Below are 21,282 nucleotides of genomic sequence, written 5' to 3'. Positions count from 1 at the left end.
TTTAGAGCGTGTCACACGATCAAATTCAAATATCGTCCTGATCAAATTCGAATGTCATCCTAAGCGAAGTCGAAGCATGCGCATGAAATCCCACAACCTTAAGACCCGATCCCCGGCGTCAGCTCAATTTAATACTATTTTTGTGTTTTCATAATGATCTTTTATTTTAACAGATAAATGTTTGTTGATTTCAGGAATTAGGTTCATTTTTGTGTTCTATTTTCTTAAAAATAAACCTATATCAAAATTGAATGAAAAATAACCCAAATCAGAAGAAGAACTCTTTAAAACACGTTCTCTTTGGAAGCTTAATTGGTACCACGATCGAATTTTTTGACTTTTATATTTATGCTAATGCAGCAGTATTGGTGTTCCCGGAACTATTTTTCCCTGGTTCAGATAAGACGATGGCAACCTTAGAATCATTAGCTACTTTTTCGATTGCTTTTTTATCGCGTCCATTAGGTTCGGCATTTTTTGGACATTTCGGCGACAAGATTGGACGTAAATTTACTTTAGTTGCTGCTTTGCTGACGATGGGTATTTCGACTGTAACCATTGGTTTTTTACCAAGTTATGCCAGTATTGGTGTGGCTGCTCCTTTGTTATTAATGTTGTGCCGATTTGGACAAGGTATCGGATTAGGAGGGGAGTGGGGAGGCGCTGTTCTGCTGGCAATAGAAAATGCACCGCCAAACAAACGCGCCTGGTATGGAATGTTCCCACAGTTAGGAGCTCCAATTGGGTTATTGCTGTCCGGAGGTACTTTTTTATTGTTAACCGATTCAATGAGCAACGAGGATTTTATGGATTATGGTTGGCGAATTCCTTTTATTGCCAGTTCTCTTTTGGTGGTAGTCGGTTTTTATATTCGAACTAAAATCACGGAAACACCTTCTTTCGAAAATTCAAAAAAAGAACAAGAAGAAGTAAAAGTTCCATTTTTAACTTTGATAAAATCATATAAAAATCAATTGATTTTTGGAACTCTGGCAGCCGTTACGACTTTCTTGGTTTTTTATCTGATGACAGTCTTTACACTGAGTTGGGCAACGTCTAATTTAGGTTTTGAAAAAAGAGATGCTTTATTGATACAGTTGTTTTCGGTGTTGTTTTTTGCTCTTTTTATTCCGGTTTCGGCTGTGGTTGCAGATAAAATCGGGCGTCGAAAAATGCTAATTGTTGCTACGGCGGCTATAGCTGTTTTCGGTTTTTTATTTTCCTTCTTTTTGAAATCTGGAAGTATGGCTCTGGTATCGATTTTTACCTGTATCGGAATGACTCTGATGGGATTTACTTATGGTCCTTTAGGAACATTTTTATCGGAATTATTTCCTACCAATGTTCGTTATTCAGGTGCTTCCTTAACCTTTAATCTGGCGGGAATTTTTGGTGCAGCTTTTGCGCCAATGATTGCAATTTGGCTGGCATCTCATTACAGTTTGACCTATGTAGGTTTTTATTTGACAGGTGCAGCCTGTATTTCTTTATTCTCTCTATTGGTCATCAGTAAAAAAGAACATAAGTTTTAAAGAATCAATTCCAAAAGTTGGTGAGTAGTAAAAATTAAACACGAATAGTATTGAATTGATGGAGAAAAAAGAAATCCATTTTAATTATAAAAATCTGTGGCAAAGAAATAATCCATTTAAATTGGTGCAATTCGTGGCAAAAGATCAAAATGATAAAAAGGTTGTCTAAATATAAATTTGGACAACCTTTTTTATTCTTAACGTTTCAAGGTAAAATGGCCTGTAAATGTAGTGCCATTTAAGCGAGTGACACTAAACCAATAATCAGATGTTGGCATGTCCTGTCCCGTATAAGTTCCATCCCAGGAAGTATTGACGGTTAATTCTTTGATGAATTTTCCATAGCGATCAAATATTCGGATTCCGGTGTTGGGCGCTAAGTAATCAAAATCGATGGTCCAGGTATCATGAAAAGTATCATTATTAGGGGTAAAGAATTTTGGGTAAGGAAGTTCATTTATATATTTACTACATGGAGTAGCTGTGGCTTCATCGATTTTTATGGTTATTGGAGTTCGTTCACTTTCGCAATCATTAATGGTCTGAGAAGCAAAATAGGTAACTTCATTTTTAAGTGGAGTTGATTCAGATAAAATTACTCCGGCTGTTATCGCATTGTACCATTTTATGTTTTCACCGTTAATTTCTATTTTGCCAATGGTAGCATTTTCCTGTATACAAAAAGTCTGATTTGCATGGGCAGTTGGGGCTTGTGTATCCTGAATTTTTATAATGATGCCCAATCTTTGACTTTCGCAGTTCGTGTTTGTTTGACTTACATAATAAGTGCGGTTTTCAAGAGTGGTTGTGCTGGTTAAAACACTTCCTGCTGTTTCCGCATCATACCATTTTAGGTTTTGTCCTGTGAGAATTGCAATATCATTTATAGTAGCGTTGTCATCAATACAAAAAGTTTGCGCGGTATTGGCTGTTGGCATAGCGGTATCATGGATCATTACCAATACTGCTATTCTGTCGCTCTCGCACCCAATAAGCTGTGAAACGTAATAAGTAGTATTGTTTTGCAACACTGTAGTATTCGGTAATGGCGCTGCGGAGATCATCGTATTGTACCATTTTAAATTTGACTCATTCAAAACGATATCGCTCAAAGTAGCATTTTCGCTTTTGCAAAACTCAGGACTTAAATCGCCGGTAGGAATTCCGGGTGTATTTTGGACAGAAACTGTAACGGCTAATCTTTTGCTTTCGCAAGAATTCAACGTTTGCGAAACATAATAAGTAATTCCGTTTTGCAGAGTGGCAGTGTTTGATAAGCTGTTTCCATTAGTAAGCGCATCATACCATTTTAGACTTTCTCCGGTAACGACAATATCCTGTAAAGTTGGGTTTTGACCCGTGCAAAAAGGCTGATTGGTATCTCCGGTTGGAGTAGGGGTATCGTAAATTTTTACTGTTACAGCAGTTCTCTCACTCTCGCATCCGCTTATGGTTTGTGAGGCGTAATAAGTTGTGCCCTCTTGGAGTAATGTGGTATTGGATAAAAGGGTTCCGGCTGTGAGTGCATCATACCATTTTATGTTTTGACCAGTTGAAATGCTGATGGCACTTAAAGTCGGCTTATCCTGAATACAGAAGTTCTGAGGGGAAGTTACAGTTGGTAATGGCTGACTGTTTATAACGACTGTTTGATTTTGGGTTGCATGATTTCCATTTCCGTCATTGTAGTCCCACACAATGGTATATGTTCCGGGTAATGTATAGGCTAATGGGCTTATAATTGTTCCTGTAATTGCGCCTGCACAGGCATCGGTAGCAGTTGGAGTTACAGTTATTGTTGTATGGCAGTCTCCGGTAATCGTTGGCAGAGTTGCTAAATCTGGAATTGGAGCTACAAAGTCACCCACAACAACAGTGGTTTTTTTAGTATCGTCACAACCACCTGTTCCTGTAATTGTACAGCTGTATTCGCCACTATTTAAGGCAGCTGCACCAGTTATAATTGGGTTTTGATCTATTGATGTAAAACCATTTGGTCCTGTCCAGGAGTAATTAGTTCCACCAGAGGCTTTAAGTTCTAATGAGCTTCCTATGCAGATTGGAGAGTTACTTTCTATTTTAGGACTACCTAGTATAGTGGTTTCTTGAAATTTCATTAAAAAATAATTATAAAATCCGAGAATGTTAGATTGATAAGAATTAGCATCTGCAATGCCATCATTTTTACTTGAGGTCCCACTGACAAATATGTCATTATTTATGTCTAGTGCTATTTTTGTTTGATTATCGTGACCATCTGCACCCAGGTATGTTCCCCATATAAAATCGGCTTCTTTAGAAAACTTGGCAAGATAGTTTTCAAAATCTTTGTTTGATCGATAGGAGCAAGCAGTAGTTAATTTAGAAAGATCAAATCCAGTATTTGTTGCACCAAGATATAGGGAGTTATTTCTAAAAACAATAGAATAAACATGGGCTTGACCAATATATGTACCCCAGATTCTTTTCCCATTAGTATTTAATTTTGCAAAAAGACCTCGGTAAGAAGAGGTATTGTTACTGTCAAAACGGTTCGGAGTGGTCATATTATTATCACTCGCCGTTTGCCCACCGATATAGATATTATCTTCATCATCAGCTTCAACCGCATATATGTCATCAATTTGTTCCCCTCCGTAATAGGTAGACCATATTCTTTGGCCATTTAATGAAAATTTGAATATAACTCCATCCGGATGAGTAATTGGATCATGTAATTCTTGAAAAACGCCAGGAGTAGAAATATTGTTAAAGCTATATGTCGTACCTCCAATAATTAAGTAATTGTTTTTTACCTTAATGGCATTAAGCTGATCACGATTTTCACCTCCTACATAGGTACTCCAGATTACATTACCCCCAGATTCAAATTTAGTTAAATATCCGTCAATAGTATTAGAGAAATTTGGATCTTGATTTATATGTGTTTGGAAATTACTATTTATAGCAATGCCAGTTGTACTAGTAGTAGTTCCAATCATGTAAATATTATTGTTAGTATCAATATCTAAAGCATGACCCAGATCGTCATATTCTCCACCAAAATAAGTTCCCCATAATCTAACACCTGAACTATTAAATTTTACCAAAAAAGCGTCCTGATATCCTGATAAATTAGGTTTGTAAGAACCAGCTGTACTTATATTTGTCTGATCTTGTGTGGTACCTGTCACAATAACATTATTCTGAAAATCTATTTTTATATCATTTATATCACAGTAATTTTGTCCGCCGTAATAAGTACCCCATAAACGTATTCCATTAGGATTAAATTTTTCTATGAATCCATTTGAAAAGGAAGAAGATTGTGTCGTTTGATGTGCTCCTGCTGTAGCATATGATGAATTTAAGGCGCTTGTACTTCCTGCTACATAGGCATTTCCAAAAGAATCGGTACTAATACTCGATGGTCTAAGAGTAAAATGTACCCCGGTTTGGTCCCCATAAAAAGTTCCCCAAAGTCTTGTTGGCACAGGATCAATAATCACCGTTTTATCAGAAACAGGATCAGAAGTTTCAAAACCGTAAACATCTTTTTTTATTTTTCTATACCCAACAGCTATTTCTTTTTTAGTTGTGCCTTCCTCAGTCCAGCTTGCCGGAAGAGTTTCTTCCATTTCTCCAAAACGAACCTTCATCTGGATTTTGTTATCAACCAGTTCTGTTGCTGCGCCGCTAAATTTTAATTTAATAGCCGAAATGTCTCCTTTTGGGTGAACAACAAAATTGTATTCCACTGTTTTTTTAGGATCTTTTGGAATGGTAAAAACGATATCAATATTGGGGTAAATGTTTTTATAGGTGATTTGTTTGTATTGATACACGCCAACAACGCCTTCAGGTTTGTTTGGGATATTATAATAATTATCAAAATCTTTTGCTTCCTGATCCGTGATGAACTCAACGTTAGCATTTGAGTTTACAAAGTCAATGTCTATTCTGTGAAATTTATACTCTAAACCATATTCCGGTTCTTCCGGGATATCTTCCTTAGGATTTCTGTATGGTAACGTTTTGGATGTTTTTCGACTGACAATCGGTGTCTTTTTTACTTCATGGACATCATAAGAGAAGCCGTTTTTTCTCAATTGAACATTTAATCCTCCCGTGTTTAATAAAAATTTCACAGCCTGGTTCGGCTTACCTTTCTGATCTAAAATCTGACCTTTGTTTTCTTTAAAACCGACAGATTGGTTTTTGTTCTGAGAAAATACAGGAATAAAAATTAGTAACAACAGAAAAAATAAAATTCGCTTCATGGGGAGTTATTAGTGCTAAGCAAATGTAATTAATTATCTACAAAATAAAATCAAAAATCCCAGCTCCTGCCAATCGTAAAACCGTCGAAATCTTTTCCTGAAAAGATTAGAAATATCCCGTATTTTTGCAGAAAATATTTCCTTTTGAAAACTAAGCTTTTTGTAATCACGCCTCCATTTACTCAACTGAATACTCCGTATCCGGCAACCGCCTATATAAAAGGGTTTCTGAACACAAAAAATGTAGCATCAGTTCAGGCAGATTTGGGGATTGATGTGATTCTGGAGTTGTTTTCGAAGAAAGGTCTTGTTGATTTGTTTGAATTTTCAAGTTTCAGGTTTGAGGTTTCAAGTGCTGAGATTTCAGATAATTCTAAACGTATTTTTGCTTTGCAGGACGAATACATCAAAACGATTGATGCTGTAATTCAGTTTTTACAAGGGAAAAATCCAACGTTGGCTTTACAGATTTGTCAGGAGGATTTTCTGCCGGAAGCTTCTCGTTTTGCGCAATTGGAAGAACTCGATTGGGCTTTCGGAACCATGGGAACGCAAGATAAAGCCAAACATTTAGCCACCTTATATCTCGAAGACATTTCGGACTATATCGTAGAATGTGTCGATGAGAATTTTGGTTTTAGCCGATATGCCGAACGTTTAGGCCGCAGTGCGAATTCCTTTGATGAGTTGTATGAAGCCTTGCAACAACAACCAACCTACATTGATTCGATTTTAATTTCACTATTGAAAACTAAGATTGAAGCGGTACAACCAACTTTATTTTTGATTTCTGTTCCCTTTCCGGGGAATTTATATAGTGCATTCAGATGTGCGCAATGGGTAAAAGTAAACCATCCCGAAATTAAAATTTCGATGGGTGGCGGTTTTCCAAACACCGAATTGCGTTCGCTTTCTGATGCACGTGTTTTTGAGTTTTTCGATTTTATTACTTTGGATGATGGCGAAGTGCCAATAGAAGAGTTAATATTCAATTTAGAAAATCCAAATTCCAATTCTTATAAGAGAACTTTTTTGTTGGAAGAGGGAAAAGTTGTTTACAAGAATAATTCGTTGAAACACGATTACAAACAAGCCTACGTAGGAACGCCGGACTATTCAGATTTGCCTTTGGATAAATATATTTCGGTGATCGAAATTGTAAATCCAATGCACCGAATGTGGAGCGACGGTCGTTGGAATAAACTGACTATGGCGCACGGTTGTTATTGGGGAAAATGTACGTTTTGTGATATTTCGCTGGACTACATAAAAGTATATGAGCCCGTTGCAGCCAATCTGCTTTGTGATCGAATGGAAGATTTGATGCAGCAAACTGGTCAGAATGGTTTTCATTTTGTAGATGAAGCCGCACCGCCGGCTTTGATGCGTGCTTTAGCGCTGGAAATTTTGCGAAGAAAACTGGCGGTTACTTGGTGGACCAACATTCGTTTTGAGAAAAGCTTCTCTGCCGATTTATGTTTATTGCTGAAAGCCTCAGGTTGTATCGCCGTTTCGGGTGGTTTAGAAGTAGCTTCCGACCGATTGTTAAAATTAATTGACAAAGGAGTAACCGTAGAACAAGTAGCAAAAGTAACCCGAAATTTTACGGAAGCAGGGATCATGGTGCATGCGTACCTGATGTACGGATATCCGACACAAACCATTCAGGAAACAGTTGACAGTCTGGAAATGGTGCGACAATTATTTGAAGCAGGAATTCTGCAATCCGGATTTTGGCATCAGTTTGCCATGACCGCACACAGTCCCGTTGGATTGTATCCGGAGAAATTTGGCGTAACCAAAGCAACAGAGGTTATTGGAACTTTTGCTAATAATGATATTGACTATACCGATTCTACAGGAATCAATCACGATAAGTTTAGTTTTGGATTAAAAAAATCACTCTTCAATTTCATGCACGGAATCTGTTTTGATTACGAATTGCAGGATTGGTTTGACTTTAAAATTCCGAAAACGAAAATAGATCCCGATTTTATTTTTAATGCTCTTGAAGAAGGAAACGATTTTAATACCAAACCCAATGCAAAAGTAGTCTGGTTAGGCGGGAAGCCGACTGTAGAGCATTTTACAAAATCTAAAAAAGGACAAACCTGGGAAATGGTAGCTTTTGTTTTTCATGACAAAAAAGAAAGTTTTACCATTCAAACCAATAAAAATGAAGGAGAATGGCTTGTCGAGATCCTGAAAAAAATAACCGTTTCAAGTGGTAAAAATTATACTTTTCAAGAGGTGAAAAATGATTTCGAAACGGAATTAGAGGATTTCGAATTGTTTTGGTATTCAAAGCCAATCAATACGTTGCGTGAATTTGGTTTGCTGGTTTTGTAATTAATACTCCACGCATTCACCATCATTAGGAACAGCCGTTTTGGATAAAAGATCACTGTTTCCCAAAGCTAACTTTAACTCCTCTCTTGTCGTAGGACAATGATTTAAAGCTTCTAAATGATTCGCAAAAACATTTCCCGGTGCTAAAGCTGTAAATTTCAAAATGTCGCTCATTCTCATTAATAAGGGTTGTCCGAAATCTAATCTTGCGGTTCCACAGGCAACAGTTGCAATATCAGGTTTTAATTCTGTCAGCACTTTTTCTACGTCTTTTGTAAAAATAGTGTCAGAGCTAATATAAACCGATTTTTCGTTTTCGAGTTCGATATAGAAACCCATTACATTCCCCATTAGTTTGGCAACAAATCCATAGCCGTGTAGGGCTGGTATACCGGTAATTTTTCCGTCCAGGAAATCTTGAGGTTGCCAGTAGTCTAAAGTTTGAACAATAGTTAAGCCTCTTTTTGTCAGGACACTTTCATCTTTGGTATTGCAAATTACCGGAATTGAGTTTCTTCTTAAAAAGACTTCTCCGGCTTTATCAAGATGATCCGGATGCAAATGTGTAATTAAACAATGGGTTACTTTACTAAGGATTTCACGGCTGTTTTTGGGCAATGCCTTAAGCGGATTTCTTTTTGGCTTGTAACGGAAAAGAGTAAAAGGAGCAATGGTTTTCCTTTTGCCCAACATTGGATCAATTAAGATGACGTGCTTTTCTGTTTCAATAACTAAAGTAGCGTTGCGCAAATGGTGTAATTTCATATCGAATAGATTTGATATTAAAAATACAAAATTATATAAATTTAATTTGGTGAATTACATGGTAAAACGAAAACCTATTCCGTGTAGGTTTTCAATTGATATTCCTTTTTCGTTAACCAAAATTTTACGCAGTCGCGAAATAAAAACATCCAAACTACGCCCCATAAAATAATCATCATCTCCCCAAAGTGACGTAAGGATTTGTTGTCTTTTTAAAACTAAGTTTTTATTGTCGACAAAAAGTTTCAGAAGTTCTGCCTCACGTTGTGTCAGACTAATTTTTTCCGTTTCATTAAAAAGAATGAAATTTTCGGTATCAAACTGGTATTTACCAATTTCATAAACAGATTTTTTGATGACATTGTTTTTTTGCGATCGTTTGAGGAAAATTTCAATTTTCAGAAGTAATTCTTCAATACTAAAGGGTTTAACGAGATAATCATCAGCACCCAGACGCAGTCCTTTTATGCGGTCTTCTTTCAATGTTTTCGCAGAAAGAAAAATAATCGGAACATCAGTATCAATTTTTCTGATTTCTGTTGCCAGATCAAAACCATCCATTTTTGGCATCATGATATCAAAAATGCAAATATCAAAATCTTCCTCTTTGAAAGTTTCTAAACTTGATTTTCCGTTAGAGCAATGGGTAACCTCATAGTTGTTTTGCTCTAAATTATCTTTGGTCAGAAACGCTAATGTTTCATCATCTTCGGAGTACAGAATTCTAAAGTTTTTCATTTTTTATATGGAATTGTCAACATTATGGTGATGCCTTTCTCTGAATTATTCGTGGCGTTTATTTTCCAATATTGTAAGGTACAAATTTCTTTCACATAATACAAACCAAGACCAAAACCGTTTACCTCGTTGCTCTTTTCATTTTGTATGCGGTAAAATTTATCAAAGATAGAAGAGATATTTTTAGAAGCAATTCCAATTCCATTGTCAATGAATTCTAATTTTAAAGTTTGATTTTCCTTCGAAATCCGGATCAGAATTTCAGGTTTTTCATTGCAATACTTTACAGCATTATCCAACAGATTATAAATTAAGTTAGAAAAATGAAAGATGTCTGTTTCTATCTGATAATCGGCAGAATCTGTCTCGATTTTAATAACGGCTTCCGGACACTTTAACTGAATATTCGTAATGATCTCCTCTATAACGGGTATAATCAAAACAGATTCCGTTTTTAATTCCAAAGGCGTATGATCCGACTTGGCTACGTTTAAGATCTTCTCGATATGATTGTTCAGTTTGTGACTTTGTTTGATAATGATATCTGTATAAGTGTACAGTTTTTTGTCCTCTTTAATCGGATTTTGTTCGATGAGGTACTTGGATGCAATTAAAATAGAAGATAAAGGTGTTTTAAATTCATGTGTCATATTATTGATGAAATCACGCTGCAATTCAGAATATTTCTTTTGCTGTAAAAGCGTAAAAATCGAATAAACATAAATCAATAATATAAGAATCATGACAGTTGAAAGGACAAACCAAAAACGCATTGAACTGAATAGGTAAGTGGTCTCATTTGGGAAACGAACGGCAAAATAATAAACCAGATTTTTATGTTTCGGAAAATGAACGGTTTGTTTCGTATTTCCCTTTTGAGTTAAAGAGATGTAATTTCCGTAAACCATTTCATCACTTTGACAATTGTACATGGCAAATTCAAAATCAGTTGTGATATTCATTTTTTTGAATTCTGATTTTAAGTAAAACTCTAAAATATCAGGTTCAAAATCATTTTCAACATTTACAATATAATAATCATTCGCAATTTTCTGAACCGGATTTTGAGAAGGCAAGTCGTGACTGGTGCCTTCATAAAGTTTTTTAGCAACTTCCAATAAAGCAATATGCGTTTTTTGGCTCAGTTTTTTTTGTTCCAAGCTAAAAGCTTCTTTTGTCCATAGTAATTGTGCTACCAATATACTGATGATGGCAACTAATCCAAGAAGGATGATACTATTTAGTTTGTTTATTTTCAAGGGAAATGCAATTTACAAGTGTAATATTAATCAAAAATTAAATCAAAAATACCCATTAACAAGTTGTTAACAAAGATTTGAAACCGCTTAACAGCGAATTGTTTTCTTCTAAAGTACTTTTGAAATGTAAAATTGAACCAGTAACCATTAAATAAAAATACTATGAAAATAATTAAAATTTCGATGTTAGTTTTAGCTTTAGGATTAATGTCTTTTTCTGCAATCGCACCGGTTGAATCTTTGACTTCTACTCCAAAAACGGAGGAAGGTACAGCTTCAGTAATTGTTTGGAAAGCAGAAACAATTGATGTTGGTCAAATTCCACAAGGAACTCCAAAAGCAATTGTTTATGAATTTAAAAATACAGGAAAAACTGCAGTAGTTATTACTAATGTTCAGGGATCTTGTGGTTGTACTGCAACAGATTATACTAAAGAGCCAATTTTACCTGGTAAATCGGCAAAAGTAACTGCAACTTATAATGCAGCAAACAAAGGTGGTTTTACAAAAACGGTTACGGTAACTACCAGTGCCGAAACTACACCTAAAGTCCTTACTTTAAAAGGGACTGTTATCTAAGAGTTTTAAATAGATTAGTTATAAAGAGGAAAACTCCGGATATGTAATGTATCCGGAGTTTTTTGCGTTTTTAAAGGTTAATAATGTTGTGGTTAGGTCCTTATTTATTTTTTTAGAAAAGAGCGGTTTTCATGAAAACTTTTTTATTTTTATTAAAAATATCATTATGAAAATTTTGTATCCGCTTGCCGCAGTTATCATTCTTTTTATTGCTGTTTCCTGTAATTCTAAATCAAATGATAAAAAGGAAGAGAAAAAGATCCAAAAAGCAGAAGTGCCCGAACTTAAGATTTCTATTGACAGTATAGACATTGCCCTATTTTATCAAACGTATCCTAAATTAGTTAAATTTCAGGGAGACGTTTCCTCGTTGTACAAGAAAAAAAACGACACTCAATTGTGGTTAGATAATAAAGGAGTAGTAGAGTTTGGAAGTACCTTGTTTAATAAATACAAAAATTTGGGAGACGAAGGATTGAAAACCAATTTTCCGTACAACGAAAAGATAAATCCAATTTTCGAACGTCTGGGTGATAATAAATTATCACAGGTTGATACCGATTTAATGATCACCAATCTGTATTTCTATTATGCAGAAAAAGTATACGGTGGAGTCGATGAAAAGACAACAACTTCTTTAGAATGGCTTCTACCGCGAAAAAAACTGAATTATCAGGTCTTTTCGGATTCTATTTTCAAGCATGCTACCATTAATGATGATAATAAAAGTAAAATGTTCAGTCAGTATTATAAACTGCGTGAAGCACTGAAACAATACAGATCAATTGAGAAAAAAGGGGGATGGAAAACGATTGAAGTCGGCGATGATTTTAAAAGTTTTAAAGTGGGAGATTCAGCAACCGCAATCGCTCAAATTAGAGAAAGACTTGCTATCACCGGAGAATTAAAAGAAAATAATAAAAGTGCGGTATGTGATTCGATTCTAATTTCAGCAATGAAAGATTACCAAATGCATCATGGCAATACACCAAAAAATACAATCGTAAAAGAACATATTGACGAATTAAATCTACCGGTATCAGATCGCATTAAGACGATTATAGTAAACATGGAGCGTTGTAGATGGATTGATCCGGGATTGGAAAAAGGTAAAGAATACATCGAAGTTAATATTCCGGAGTTTAAATTATATCTGATTCGGGATCATGAAATTACTTTTGTTTCAGAGGTGGTAGTTGGAAAAGCAATGACGAAAACCGTTATTTTTAGCGGTATGATGAATAATATTGTTTTTAGTCCTTATTGGAATGTTCCGCAAAGTATTATCAATAAAGAGATTAAACCCGGAATGGCTAAAAACAAGAATTACTTGGCTGAAAAACACTTAGAATGGAATAATGGCGCGGTGCGTCAAGTACCCGGAGTAAATAATTCGCTTGGTTTAGTGAAGTTTTTATTTCCAAATTCAAACAATATTTATTTGCATGACACACCGGCAAAAAGTTTGTTCGAAAGAGAAAACAGAGCTTTCAGTCACGGATGCGTTCGCGTAGCAAAACCCAGAGAATTGGCAATTGAACTTCTGAAAAGCGACCCAAAATGGACACCACAACGAATTGACAAAGCCATGCACGCCGGAAAAGAAAGCTGGTACACCTTAAAAAAGAAAGTTCCGGTTTATATCGGTTATTTTACCGCATGGGTAGATCGAAAAGGACGATTGAATTTCTATAAAGATGTCTATCAAAGAGATGAAAGCCTTCTGAAATTATTAACGGAGGAATAAAGGATTAAACTAACCGTTTATCTAAACCCGACAGGTTTTTGAAACCTGTCGGGTTTGTTTTTTTATTTAAACGGAAATAATTAATAAACTTCCAAAATCATCAATTCGTTATTTAAGATAAATGATTTAATAATTTCTTTTTTTGAAATTAGTAGTTCCGTAATTTCTTTTGTGTTTTTGTTAAAAGTTTTTAAAATTATAACTTTTGGAGGAGCTCCTTTTAAAAGTGATAATTTTTCGAAATCATCGTCAAGAGTGAGAATCGTAAAGTCATTTTATTTAGCAAAATTCCAAATTCAATATCTTTTGCGGGTTGATTTATTTGAATGTCTTTAGAATGTAAACAATTAGAAAAAAAATCATTTTCAATAAGTTAGTTTGATTATTCTCTATGAAATATTTGCATCCAAAAGTAATTTCATTAGGCAGCAATTATTTTTGTTATATTCTCTCTATTGGCCGCAAATGCCAGAGACGCAAGAATATGTTCTTTTTTTAATTCAGGGAAGTCTTCTATAGTATCCTCATAAGACATTCCTGTAGACAACCAAGAAAGGATATCGGAAACGCAAATTCTGGTTCCTGTGATAATAGGTTTACCAAATCGGATATCCGGATCTATAGAAATCAAGTTTTGCCAGTTAGTATTCATAATTTTATGCTTTAAACAAATTTACAAAAATAAAGGACTATTTGCGTTTAAAATAATTGAGATTGTTTCTACCTTTAAAACCTATATACTTTAACCATTAAACCAAAACAATGAAATACAACAGATGTGGGAAAAGCGGACTACTGTTACCTGAAATCTCTTTAGGGTTATGGCATAACTTTGGGTCAGTTGATAACTTTGAAAATGCTGAAAGTATCGCCAAAGAAGCTTTTGATAAAGGGATAACGCATTTTGATTTAGCAAATAATTACGGACCGGTTCCGGGTTCTGCCGAAGAAAATTTTGGTAAAATACTATGGCATAATTTTCAAGGAAATCTACGTGATAAAATCGTGATCGCTACCAAAGCCGGTTATACCATGTGGGATGGGCCTTATGGAGATTGGGGATCCCGTAAATATCTGTTGTCTAGCTTAGATCAGAGTTTAAAACGGATGAATATTGATTATGTAGATATTTTTTATTCACACCGCCCCGATCCTGAAACGCCAATTGAAGAAACCATGATGGCTTTAGATCATGCCGTAAAATGCGGAAAAGCATTGTATGTCGGAATCAGTAATTATTCCGCGGAACAAACCAGAGTTGCCGTTGATGTCCTGCAACAATTGGGAACACCTTGTTTGATTCACCAAGCCAAATATTCAATGTTAGAACGTTGGGTAGAGAATGGTTTGTTGGATGTTTTGGAAGAAAAGGGAGTAGGATGTATTGCATTTTCACCATTAGCGCAAGGGCTTTTAACCGATAAGTATTTAAGCGGAATCCCGGAAAATTCCAGAGCACATAATCCAAACGGACATTTAAAAGAAGATGAGGTGACTCAGGAACGCATTCAGAAATTAGTTCAGTTAAATGAAATTGCTCAAAATAGAGGTCAGTCTTTGGCGCAAATGGCACTGGCCTGGCTGCAAAAAGACAAAAGAATTACTTCCGTTTTAATCGGTGCAAGTTCTGTCAGACAATTGAATAACAATATCGACTGCCTGCAAAAACAAGATTTCTCTTCAGACGAATTAAATGCAATCGAATTGATCCTGAAATAATTCAATAGGTTTTCTATGTTTGATCCTCTTAAGAATGAGTTTGCAAGAGAAGACCATAAGTAGAAATTTATATGGATTGTTTTTGTCGGATTAAGGTCGCTGTAAAAATGATACGCTTAATAATGAAAAAAATGCGGAATTAACTAAGCAATTTTGTAAAACTATAGCAAGTAGAATTTGATTCTTTTTTATACGTTATTCTTCAGCCCGTTCATAAATTGAACGGGCTTTTTTGTTGTTTGTAATTGTAAGAATTTTGACTTCTTATTTGTTTTCGCTTCTAAGTGTTGTAATTGAGTTTTGTTTTTCTTTAGTTTTTCGTAAAATTTAATTGACCCTATTTTTTTAAGGGGTTAGTTGTTTTTGATTTTATTTTAATGTCAATTTTTAATATTTTTTATAAGTAATTTTATAATAACTACTATTTTTTGATGGTTACTTGTGTTTTTTGTGTTGTTGAATTTTTAAAAACAAATCGCTGTAAATATCAAATAGTGATTTTAGAGAAGTAAATTTTTGTAATCCGTAATTCTTGCTTTAAAACATCAAAAAAATAGATTTTGATTCTCCTACTCATACAAAAGTTAATAAATTCGCTAAGGAAAATGAAGAGGTTTGAGGGATAAATTTGAGGTTTTAGAGATGACATATACTAGCAAATAGATATAGAAAAGAATAACTAACCAAAATCAATTAACAACTAAAAACCAATTAAAAACATGAAAAAAACATTTCACATTTTAGCCGCCATGTTAACCAGTTCCTTTGTATTTGCCCAAGATGATAGTGAAAAACAAGTATCTCCTGCAACTACTTTTGCCGGATCTGCAGACGCCTATTATAAATATGATTTTTCGAAACAATTGAATGGCTTAACAAGCTTTACCAACTCTCAAGATTCATTCGAGTTAGGAATGGCCTCTATTGAAGCTTCTCACTCATTCAAAAAAGGATCCGTTTTTGTAGATTTAGGTTTCGGAAAAAGAGCAGGTGAATTTTCATACAATGAAACAACAGATAAAGATATTACGGCTAAATTTTTAATCAAGCAATTGTATTTTACGTATGAGATAACAGATAAATTTAAAGTAGTCGCAGGTAGTTTTGGTACTCATATCGGTTATGAATTGGTAGATGCGGTAGACAATAAAAACTACAGTATGTCTTATGCTTTCTCTTATGGGCCGTTTTTCAATACAGGTGTAAAAGCGCAATATACAACAGGGAAATTTTCGGCTATGTTCGGAATAACAAATCCGACCGATTTTAAATCAGCAATGGATGCAGGGACAAAACAGAAAACGTATATAGGACAATTGGGATATGTAGGCGATACAGGAAGTGCTTATTTGAATTTTACTTCCGGAAGTACTAATCCGGCATCAGACGAAAATAAAACGCAATTTGATTTTGTAGCTTCAAAAACAATAAGCGACAGTTTTGGACTTGGCTTTAATGCTACTTATGCTAAAACAACAAATGATTTTAACAGTACATTAGATGGAGAGTGGTTCTCATTAGTAGGGTATGCCAATTATGCTTTCAAGGAAACTTTAAGCTTGGCTTACCGAATGGAATTTTTTAATGCCAAAGATGCTGCTCCGAGTTTAGGTACACTTACAGGGTCAAATGTATTTGCGAACACGATTTCACTAAACTATAAAGTTGGAAAGTTAACTATTATCCCGGAGTTGAGATATGATGCCGCCTCTGAAGATATTTTTAAAGACACTGACGCTCTTCCAACTGGTGGAATGTTTTTTGCTCTACTTGCTACAACATACTCTTTCTAAGGGATAAAGATTGATATTTTTTTTTTTTTTGGAGCTGTCAAAACGTGCAAATGTTTTGGCAGCTTTTTTATTGAATTTATTTTGGGTGTTGATTAGTTGGACTTGTTTTATAAGACATGATTATAAAATATAGAGCTTTTGCTTCTCTATGAGGCAAGTCGCTTGGTATTACCGGACTAACCGGAGGTATCGGTTTATCTTCTTTGCTTGTAATTTGATTTTTTTAAATTTTTAGTTGTTGATTTTCCAAGCGCTTTACAGACTTACTGTTTAAATGTACTTATTAGCTTTAAATAAATTAGAGGATAGTTTTTTAATAATAAACAAGTATAATTCGATTCAAGGCATTAATAAAGAAGATTATAATTTAATGTAGGAAAATGATGTATTTTGATAACTTAATTCAAGATGGTAGTTCCAAAAGCATAAAAAATACAAGAGAAGTATGGTAAGCTTGTTTTACGAACCAATAAATCTTACCAATGTTTTGTAAAGATGAAATTATATAATTTTTTGTTTAATAGATGATATTTAAAAAAAAGAATTAATCATATACAAAATCATGTAATACAGGTATGTGTGTAGTGAAGTCATCTTGACTGAATTGTTTTTTAGCCAATTTTTATGGTAAGTATTTTTTGGCGATAAAGTTCAGGAAGTAGTATGGATTTAGTGCCAATAGGCTTGATAAAACAGAATTAACAGTTGGCTACATAAAGATGAGTATATTTTAATACTGTTTATTTGAGATTGTAAGTTCAGTTTTAAAGACTTCTGCTATGAAATGCAGTATGTCATCTATTTTTCCCGGTTGCTGTATGCAATTATAGGAAAATCGCACATATAGTTTAGCATAGAAAATGGTGTGGTTATTCAGGTTTTATGAAAAAATAATTTTAGGGTGTTGAGGTGCAGTTCGCGACCAAAAAAAGATGATATAGTAATTAGCTTTTAATTTCACTCCTGGAATAGCAGCCGTTGCAAAAGTTCTTGGAAAATTGATTGATAAGTTACCTCATGAAGCTTTTATTTAGAACAATAGTTTTATTTAGATTACTATTTAGGAGATACTGTTTTTTTAAGAAGATAAGTGTTTTTTTGAGGATTTAATGAAAATCATATTCCAAGAGGACAGAAACAAGTATTAGTGCTATTTAGAAACTTTTTCGAAGAACCATACATGCAGTAATTTCAGAAGTTTTTTTATAAAACTTACTCAGTTTGTATTTGGACTACAATTAAACAAATCAATTAACGAACAATTTTAATTATTTATAGAAATAGCTTTATTAACCTTAAAATTTTTTATTATGAAAATCAAATTACTTGTTTTATTGTTTCCCATACTTGGATTTGGACAAGTGCAAATTGGAGGTGATATTAATGGGAAGGAAATTGCCAGTGAAAGTGGTTCCAGTGTTTCGCTTTCTGCTAATGGAAGAATTTTGGCTATCGGAGCACCGGATAGAGTAGATGCAGCTGGAGACTATACAGGGGTGGTTCGGGTCTATGAAAATAAGGAAGGAGTTTGGACACAGTTAGGGGATTCTTTTTATGGAATTGATGATGATGAAAATAATGGTACTAGTGTTTCTCTATCCGGAGATGGTAGTGTTTTAGCTATTGGAGCGCCAGGTAATGATATAAAAGAGATAAATGCAGGTGCGGTGCGGGTATATAAAAATAATGCAGGAGTCTGGAAGCAGATAGGAAATGTTATTTACGGAAGTGATAATAGTTGGAGTGGTACGAGTATTTCCCTTTCCGCAGATGGTACTATTTTGGCTGTTGGTGCGCCCCATGATGATTATGTTCAGTTTGCTTCGGGGATGGTTCAGGTATATGAAAATAAGGGAGGTGCTTGGGTGTCTCTTGGAAATCCAATCTATGGAAAGGGAAGGTTTGATTTGTGTGGTCAAAGTGTTTCGCTTTCTGCAGATGGTAATACTCTGGCAATCGGGTCGTCTAATAGTAGTGCAAAGGGGAGGAATTCGGGTCAGGTGCGGGTATTTAAAAACAAAGGAAGGGTCTGGACACAGCTTGGAGGTGATATTGATGGGAAAGGAGCTGATGCTCAAAGCGGTTATAGTGTTTCACTTTCTGCAAATGGTACTATTTTGGCTGTCGGATCACCCTATTTTGGTGCAGGTTCTGGTCAGGTTCAAGTGTATAAGTACAGCGGTGCAGGATTCTGGGGACAGATGGGACCGGTTATTACGGAGGGGACATCTTCATTCGGTTCTAGTATTTCGCTTTCTAATAATGGTAACACTTTGGCTGTTGGTGCTCCGGATTTAAATCAAGTTCAGGTGTATAAATACAATTCAGGAACTTCTTGGGGGCGAAAAGGAGTTGTCAACGGAAAAACACCTAGTGATCGAACCGGTCAAAGTGTTTTTATTTCTAGTGATGGTAGTACTTTGGCAATTGGGGCGCCTCATTATAATACTACGACTAAAGAATTATATTTGGTAGGTCAGGTTAGGGCGTTTGATTTATCTGATTTGAAAACCAGTAAATTCACCTATACAGAGGGTAATTCCGAATTGAGAGCAGATGATTTTAATTTAGTTAATCTTAGGTATTATCCAAATCCTGTTAGAGGTGAATTGTTTATTTCTTATGATAGAAAAATTACTAGTATAGCTGTTGTCGATTTGCAGGGTCAGGTCGTTGTTGAGAAATTTATTCATTCAACTCAAGGAAGTATTGATATGTCAAATTTTAAGCCTGGTGTTTATTTTCTAAATGTTACAGTTGCGGGTAAATCAAAAAATATAAAAATAATTAAAAAATAAATTAAACTTTTTAATTCTATTTTAAGATAATGAAAGAAGTCGTTTGTGTTTTTTATCATTTTGCCACGAATTACACCAATTAAGTTTAAAATTATTGACGGAGAAGCATTGCTAAAGATTAAAGGATTAGGATGATTTGACTCCCAATAGCATAGAAACAATTCGCGAAAACTAGTTAATTCATGGCGAAAAAGAAATCATTTTAATCCTATTTGACTCTTTTTTTAAGTTATTGATAATAAGTTGTTATTGTTTTTTGGTTTTTATCATTTCGCCACGAACTACACGAATTAAGATTAAAATTATTGGGGGAGAAGCATTGCTAAAGATTAAAGGATTATTTAACCTCAAAAGCAAAGAAATAATTCATGTAATTTGTGGCGGAAAAGAAACCATTTTAATTCTATCTAACTCTTTTTTAAAGTTCGTGATGAATAAGTCGTTAGTGTTTCTTGTTTTTTAGTATTTTCCACGAATTTTCACGAATTAAGTTTTAAAATTATAGGTAGAGAATCATTGTGAAAGATTAAAGGATTAGGATGATTTACCCCGCAACAACAAAGAAACAATTTGCGAAAATTAGTGTAATTCGTGCGGAAAAGAAATCATTTTGATCCTTTAATCTGTGGCTTTTTTTTACTCATAGGCCTGCGAAGTTAGCAACTCTTTGCCACAAAATCCTAAATGCGCATTCTTGAAATCTGCGGCCAGTTTAAATGATTGATTTATAGGTTGTTGTAATTCAGGCAACTGATTAGATGGCTTAGGAATAGTTTATCTTGATTATTGAGAATTATTCGAAAAGTACAAAGATGAATTATTGAATCTGTTTTTTGTAAATAGAGTAAATAGTATCTATCGTTTTTCTATCCAAAACAGAAGTTGTATCCGTCTGTATATAATGTAATTTAAAAGCCATTATTGCTGCCGAAAGATTTTTGGTATTGTATCCAATAATACGTAAAGCCTGTTCAATCTTAAAATCAAAAGGCGCTTCTTCCAGTATTTGATCCGGCCAGATCCCGAATCCTTTTTCTGCTAATGTTTTCCACGGAAACAAGGCGCTTGGGTCTTGTTTTCTTCCCGGTGCAATATCAGCATGTCCCAGTATATTTTGAGTTGGAATATTGTAATCTTTTTTCAACTTAGTCAAAAGAGCTACCAAACTACCAATTTGCACTTCAGTAAAAGGTTTAAAGCCATTATTGTCAAGTTCAATACCAATTGAACTGGAGTTTAAATCAGTGTTTTTTCCCCAGGTAGAAGATCCGGCATGCCAAGCTCTTAAATAGTCATTCAGCATTTGAACGACTTTTCCGTTTTCCGAAATTATATAATGAGCACTTACCTGTGTTCTTGTCTTCGTAAAAGTGTTAATTGTTTGTTGCAGAGAGTCTTGTGCGGTATGATGTATAACTATAAAACTTGGTTTTCTTAAGTTAAAATTAACCGTGCCAATCCATTCTGTATTGATGCCATTCAGCAAAACTGTAGATCCTGTTTTTGATAAGGTGTCTTTTACAATGCCCAGTTGTTGCGCATATGTGGTGTCAATCACTACCGGGCTAACCGGAGGTATTGGTTTGGCTTCTTTGCTTGTAATTTGATTTTCTAAAGTTTTTAACTGCTGATCGTATGCTTTTTCTGTGTTTTTATATGGATTTGTCGAGCAGGAACAGATAATAAGTGCTAAAAGCAGATAACATAAATGTTTTTTCATCATAATCAATTACATTTTGGAATT

General features: G+C 34.6%; 14 protein-coding genes and 1 pseudogene. 8 read left to right on the top strand and 7 right to left on the bottom strand.

The window, feature by feature from the left end:
- Positions 1-251 precede the first annotated feature (251 nt).
- Positions 252-1,532 carry an MFS transporter gene (locus LNP23_RS22335; protein ID WP_230002942.1) on the top strand — a complete coding sequence of 427 codons (1,281 nt, stop codon included), beginning with the start codon at positions 252-254 and terminating at the stop codon, positions 1,530-1,532.
- Between the two features lie 197 nt (positions 1,533-1,729).
- On the opposite strand, the gene LNP23_RS22330 is transcribed toward LNP23_RS22335, so the two are convergent.
- Positions 1,730-5,791, bottom strand: coding sequence for an Ig-like domain-containing protein (locus tag LNP23_RS22330; RefSeq protein ID WP_230002941.1), 4,062 nt, complete (start codon positions 5,789-5,791; stop codon positions 1,730-1,732).
- Between the two features lie 144 nt (positions 5,792-5,935).
- Here LNP23_RS22330 and LNP23_RS22325 point away from each other — a divergent pair, with 144 nt between their 5' ends.
- Positions 5,936-8,140 carry a B12-binding domain-containing radical SAM protein gene (locus tag LNP23_RS22325; RefSeq protein WP_230002940.1) on the top strand — a complete coding sequence of 735 codons (2,205 nt, stop codon included), beginning with the start codon at positions 5,936-5,938 and terminating at the stop codon, positions 8,138-8,140.
- Here LNP23_RS22325 and LNP23_RS22320 read toward each other — a convergent pair whose 3' ends face one another.
- Genes LNP23_RS22320 through LNP23_RS22310 form a run of 3 tightly spaced genes read right to left on the bottom strand, consistent with a single transcriptional unit; the run spans position 8,141 to position 10,902 of the window.
- Complete coding sequence (locus LNP23_RS22320) at positions 8,141-8,905, bottom strand: MBL fold metallo-hydrolase (protein ID WP_230002939.1); 765 nt, start codon at positions 8,903-8,905, stop codon at positions 8,141-8,143.
- 54 nt (positions 8,906-8,959) lie between these two features.
- Positions 8,960-9,643, bottom strand: coding sequence for a response regulator transcription factor (locus tag LNP23_RS22315; protein WP_047778441.1), 684 nt, complete (start codon positions 9,641-9,643; stop codon positions 8,960-8,962).
- Positions 9,640-10,902, bottom strand: coding sequence for a sensor histidine kinase (locus LNP23_RS22310; RefSeq protein WP_230002938.1), 1,263 nt, complete (start codon positions 10,900-10,902; stop codon positions 9,640-9,642). The genes LNP23_RS22315 and LNP23_RS22310 overlap by 4 nt, the downstream gene beginning before the upstream one ends.
- Positions 10,903-11,064: 162 nt before the next feature.
- Here LNP23_RS22310 and LNP23_RS22305 point away from each other — a divergent pair, with 162 nt between their 5' ends.
- A complete protein-coding gene (locus tag LNP23_RS22305; RefSeq protein WP_230002937.1) occupies positions 11,065-11,481 on the top strand; it encodes a DUF1573 domain-containing protein in 417 nt (138 codons plus the stop codon).
- 166 nt (positions 11,482-11,647) lie between these two features.
- Positions 11,648-13,228 carry a L,D-transpeptidase family protein gene (locus LNP23_RS22300; protein ID WP_230002936.1) on the top strand — a complete coding sequence of 527 codons (1,581 nt, stop codon included), beginning with the start codon at positions 11,648-11,650 and terminating at the stop codon, positions 13,226-13,228.
- Positions 13,229-13,308: 80 nt separating this feature from the next.
- Here LNP23_RS22300 and LNP23_RS22295 read toward each other — a convergent pair whose 3' ends face one another.
- Complete coding sequence (locus LNP23_RS22295; protein ID WP_230005172.1) at positions 13,309-13,491, bottom strand: DUF5615 family PIN-like protein; 183 nt, start codon at positions 13,489-13,491, stop codon at positions 13,309-13,311.
- Between the two features lie 158 nt (positions 13,492-13,649).
- On the bottom strand, positions 13,650-13,880 hold the full coding sequence (locus tag LNP23_RS22290; RefSeq protein ID WP_230002935.1) for a DUF433 domain-containing protein: 231 nt from the start codon (positions 13,878-13,880) through the stop codon (positions 13,650-13,652).
- Between the two features lie 110 nt (positions 13,881-13,990).
- Here LNP23_RS22290 and LNP23_RS22285 point away from each other — a divergent pair, with 110 nt between their 5' ends.
- The 4 genes and pseudogenes from LNP23_RS22285 (at position 13,991) to LNP23_RS22275 (ending at position 19,538) form a co-directional block, all read left to right on the top strand.
- Positions 13,991-14,947 (top strand): aldo/keto reductase, encoded by a 957-nt coding sequence (locus LNP23_RS22285; RefSeq protein WP_230002934.1) that lies wholly within the window; start codon positions 13,991-13,993, stop codon positions 14,945-14,947.
- A gap of 719 nt (positions 14,948-15,666) precedes the next feature.
- On the top strand, positions 15,667-16,740 hold the full coding sequence (locus LNP23_RS22280; protein ID WP_230002933.1) for an outer membrane beta-barrel protein: 1,074 nt from the start codon (positions 15,667-15,669) through the stop codon (positions 16,738-16,740).
- A 482-nt stretch (positions 16,741-17,222) separates the two neighbouring features.
- Positions 17,223-18,008, top strand: a pseudogene (locus tag LNP23_RS23035) (IS982 family transposase).
- Positions 18,009-18,050: 42 nt separating this feature from the next.
- A complete protein-coding gene (locus LNP23_RS22275) occupies positions 18,051-19,538 on the top strand; it encodes a T9SS type A sorting domain-containing protein (protein ID WP_230002932.1) in 1,488 nt (495 codons plus the stop codon).
- Positions 19,539-20,355: 817 nt separating this feature from the next.
- Here the strand turns inward: LNP23_RS22275 and LNP23_RS22270 are convergent.
- Positions 20,356-21,261, bottom strand: coding sequence for an N-acetylmuramoyl-L-alanine amidase (locus LNP23_RS22270; RefSeq protein WP_230002931.1), 906 nt, complete (start codon positions 21,259-21,261; stop codon positions 20,356-20,358).
- Positions 21,262-21,282: the final 21 nt, after the last annotated feature.

Origin of the sequence: Flavobacterium cupriresistens, from assembly GCF_020911925.1 — a bacterium.
In the GTDB taxonomy this organism is placed as follows: domain Bacteria; phylum Bacteroidota; class Bacteroidia; order Flavobacteriales; family Flavobacteriaceae; genus Flavobacterium; species Flavobacterium cupriresistens.
The sequence above is the reverse complement of the archived record's forward strand: the minus strand, read 5'-3'. Positions and strand labels throughout refer to the sequence as shown.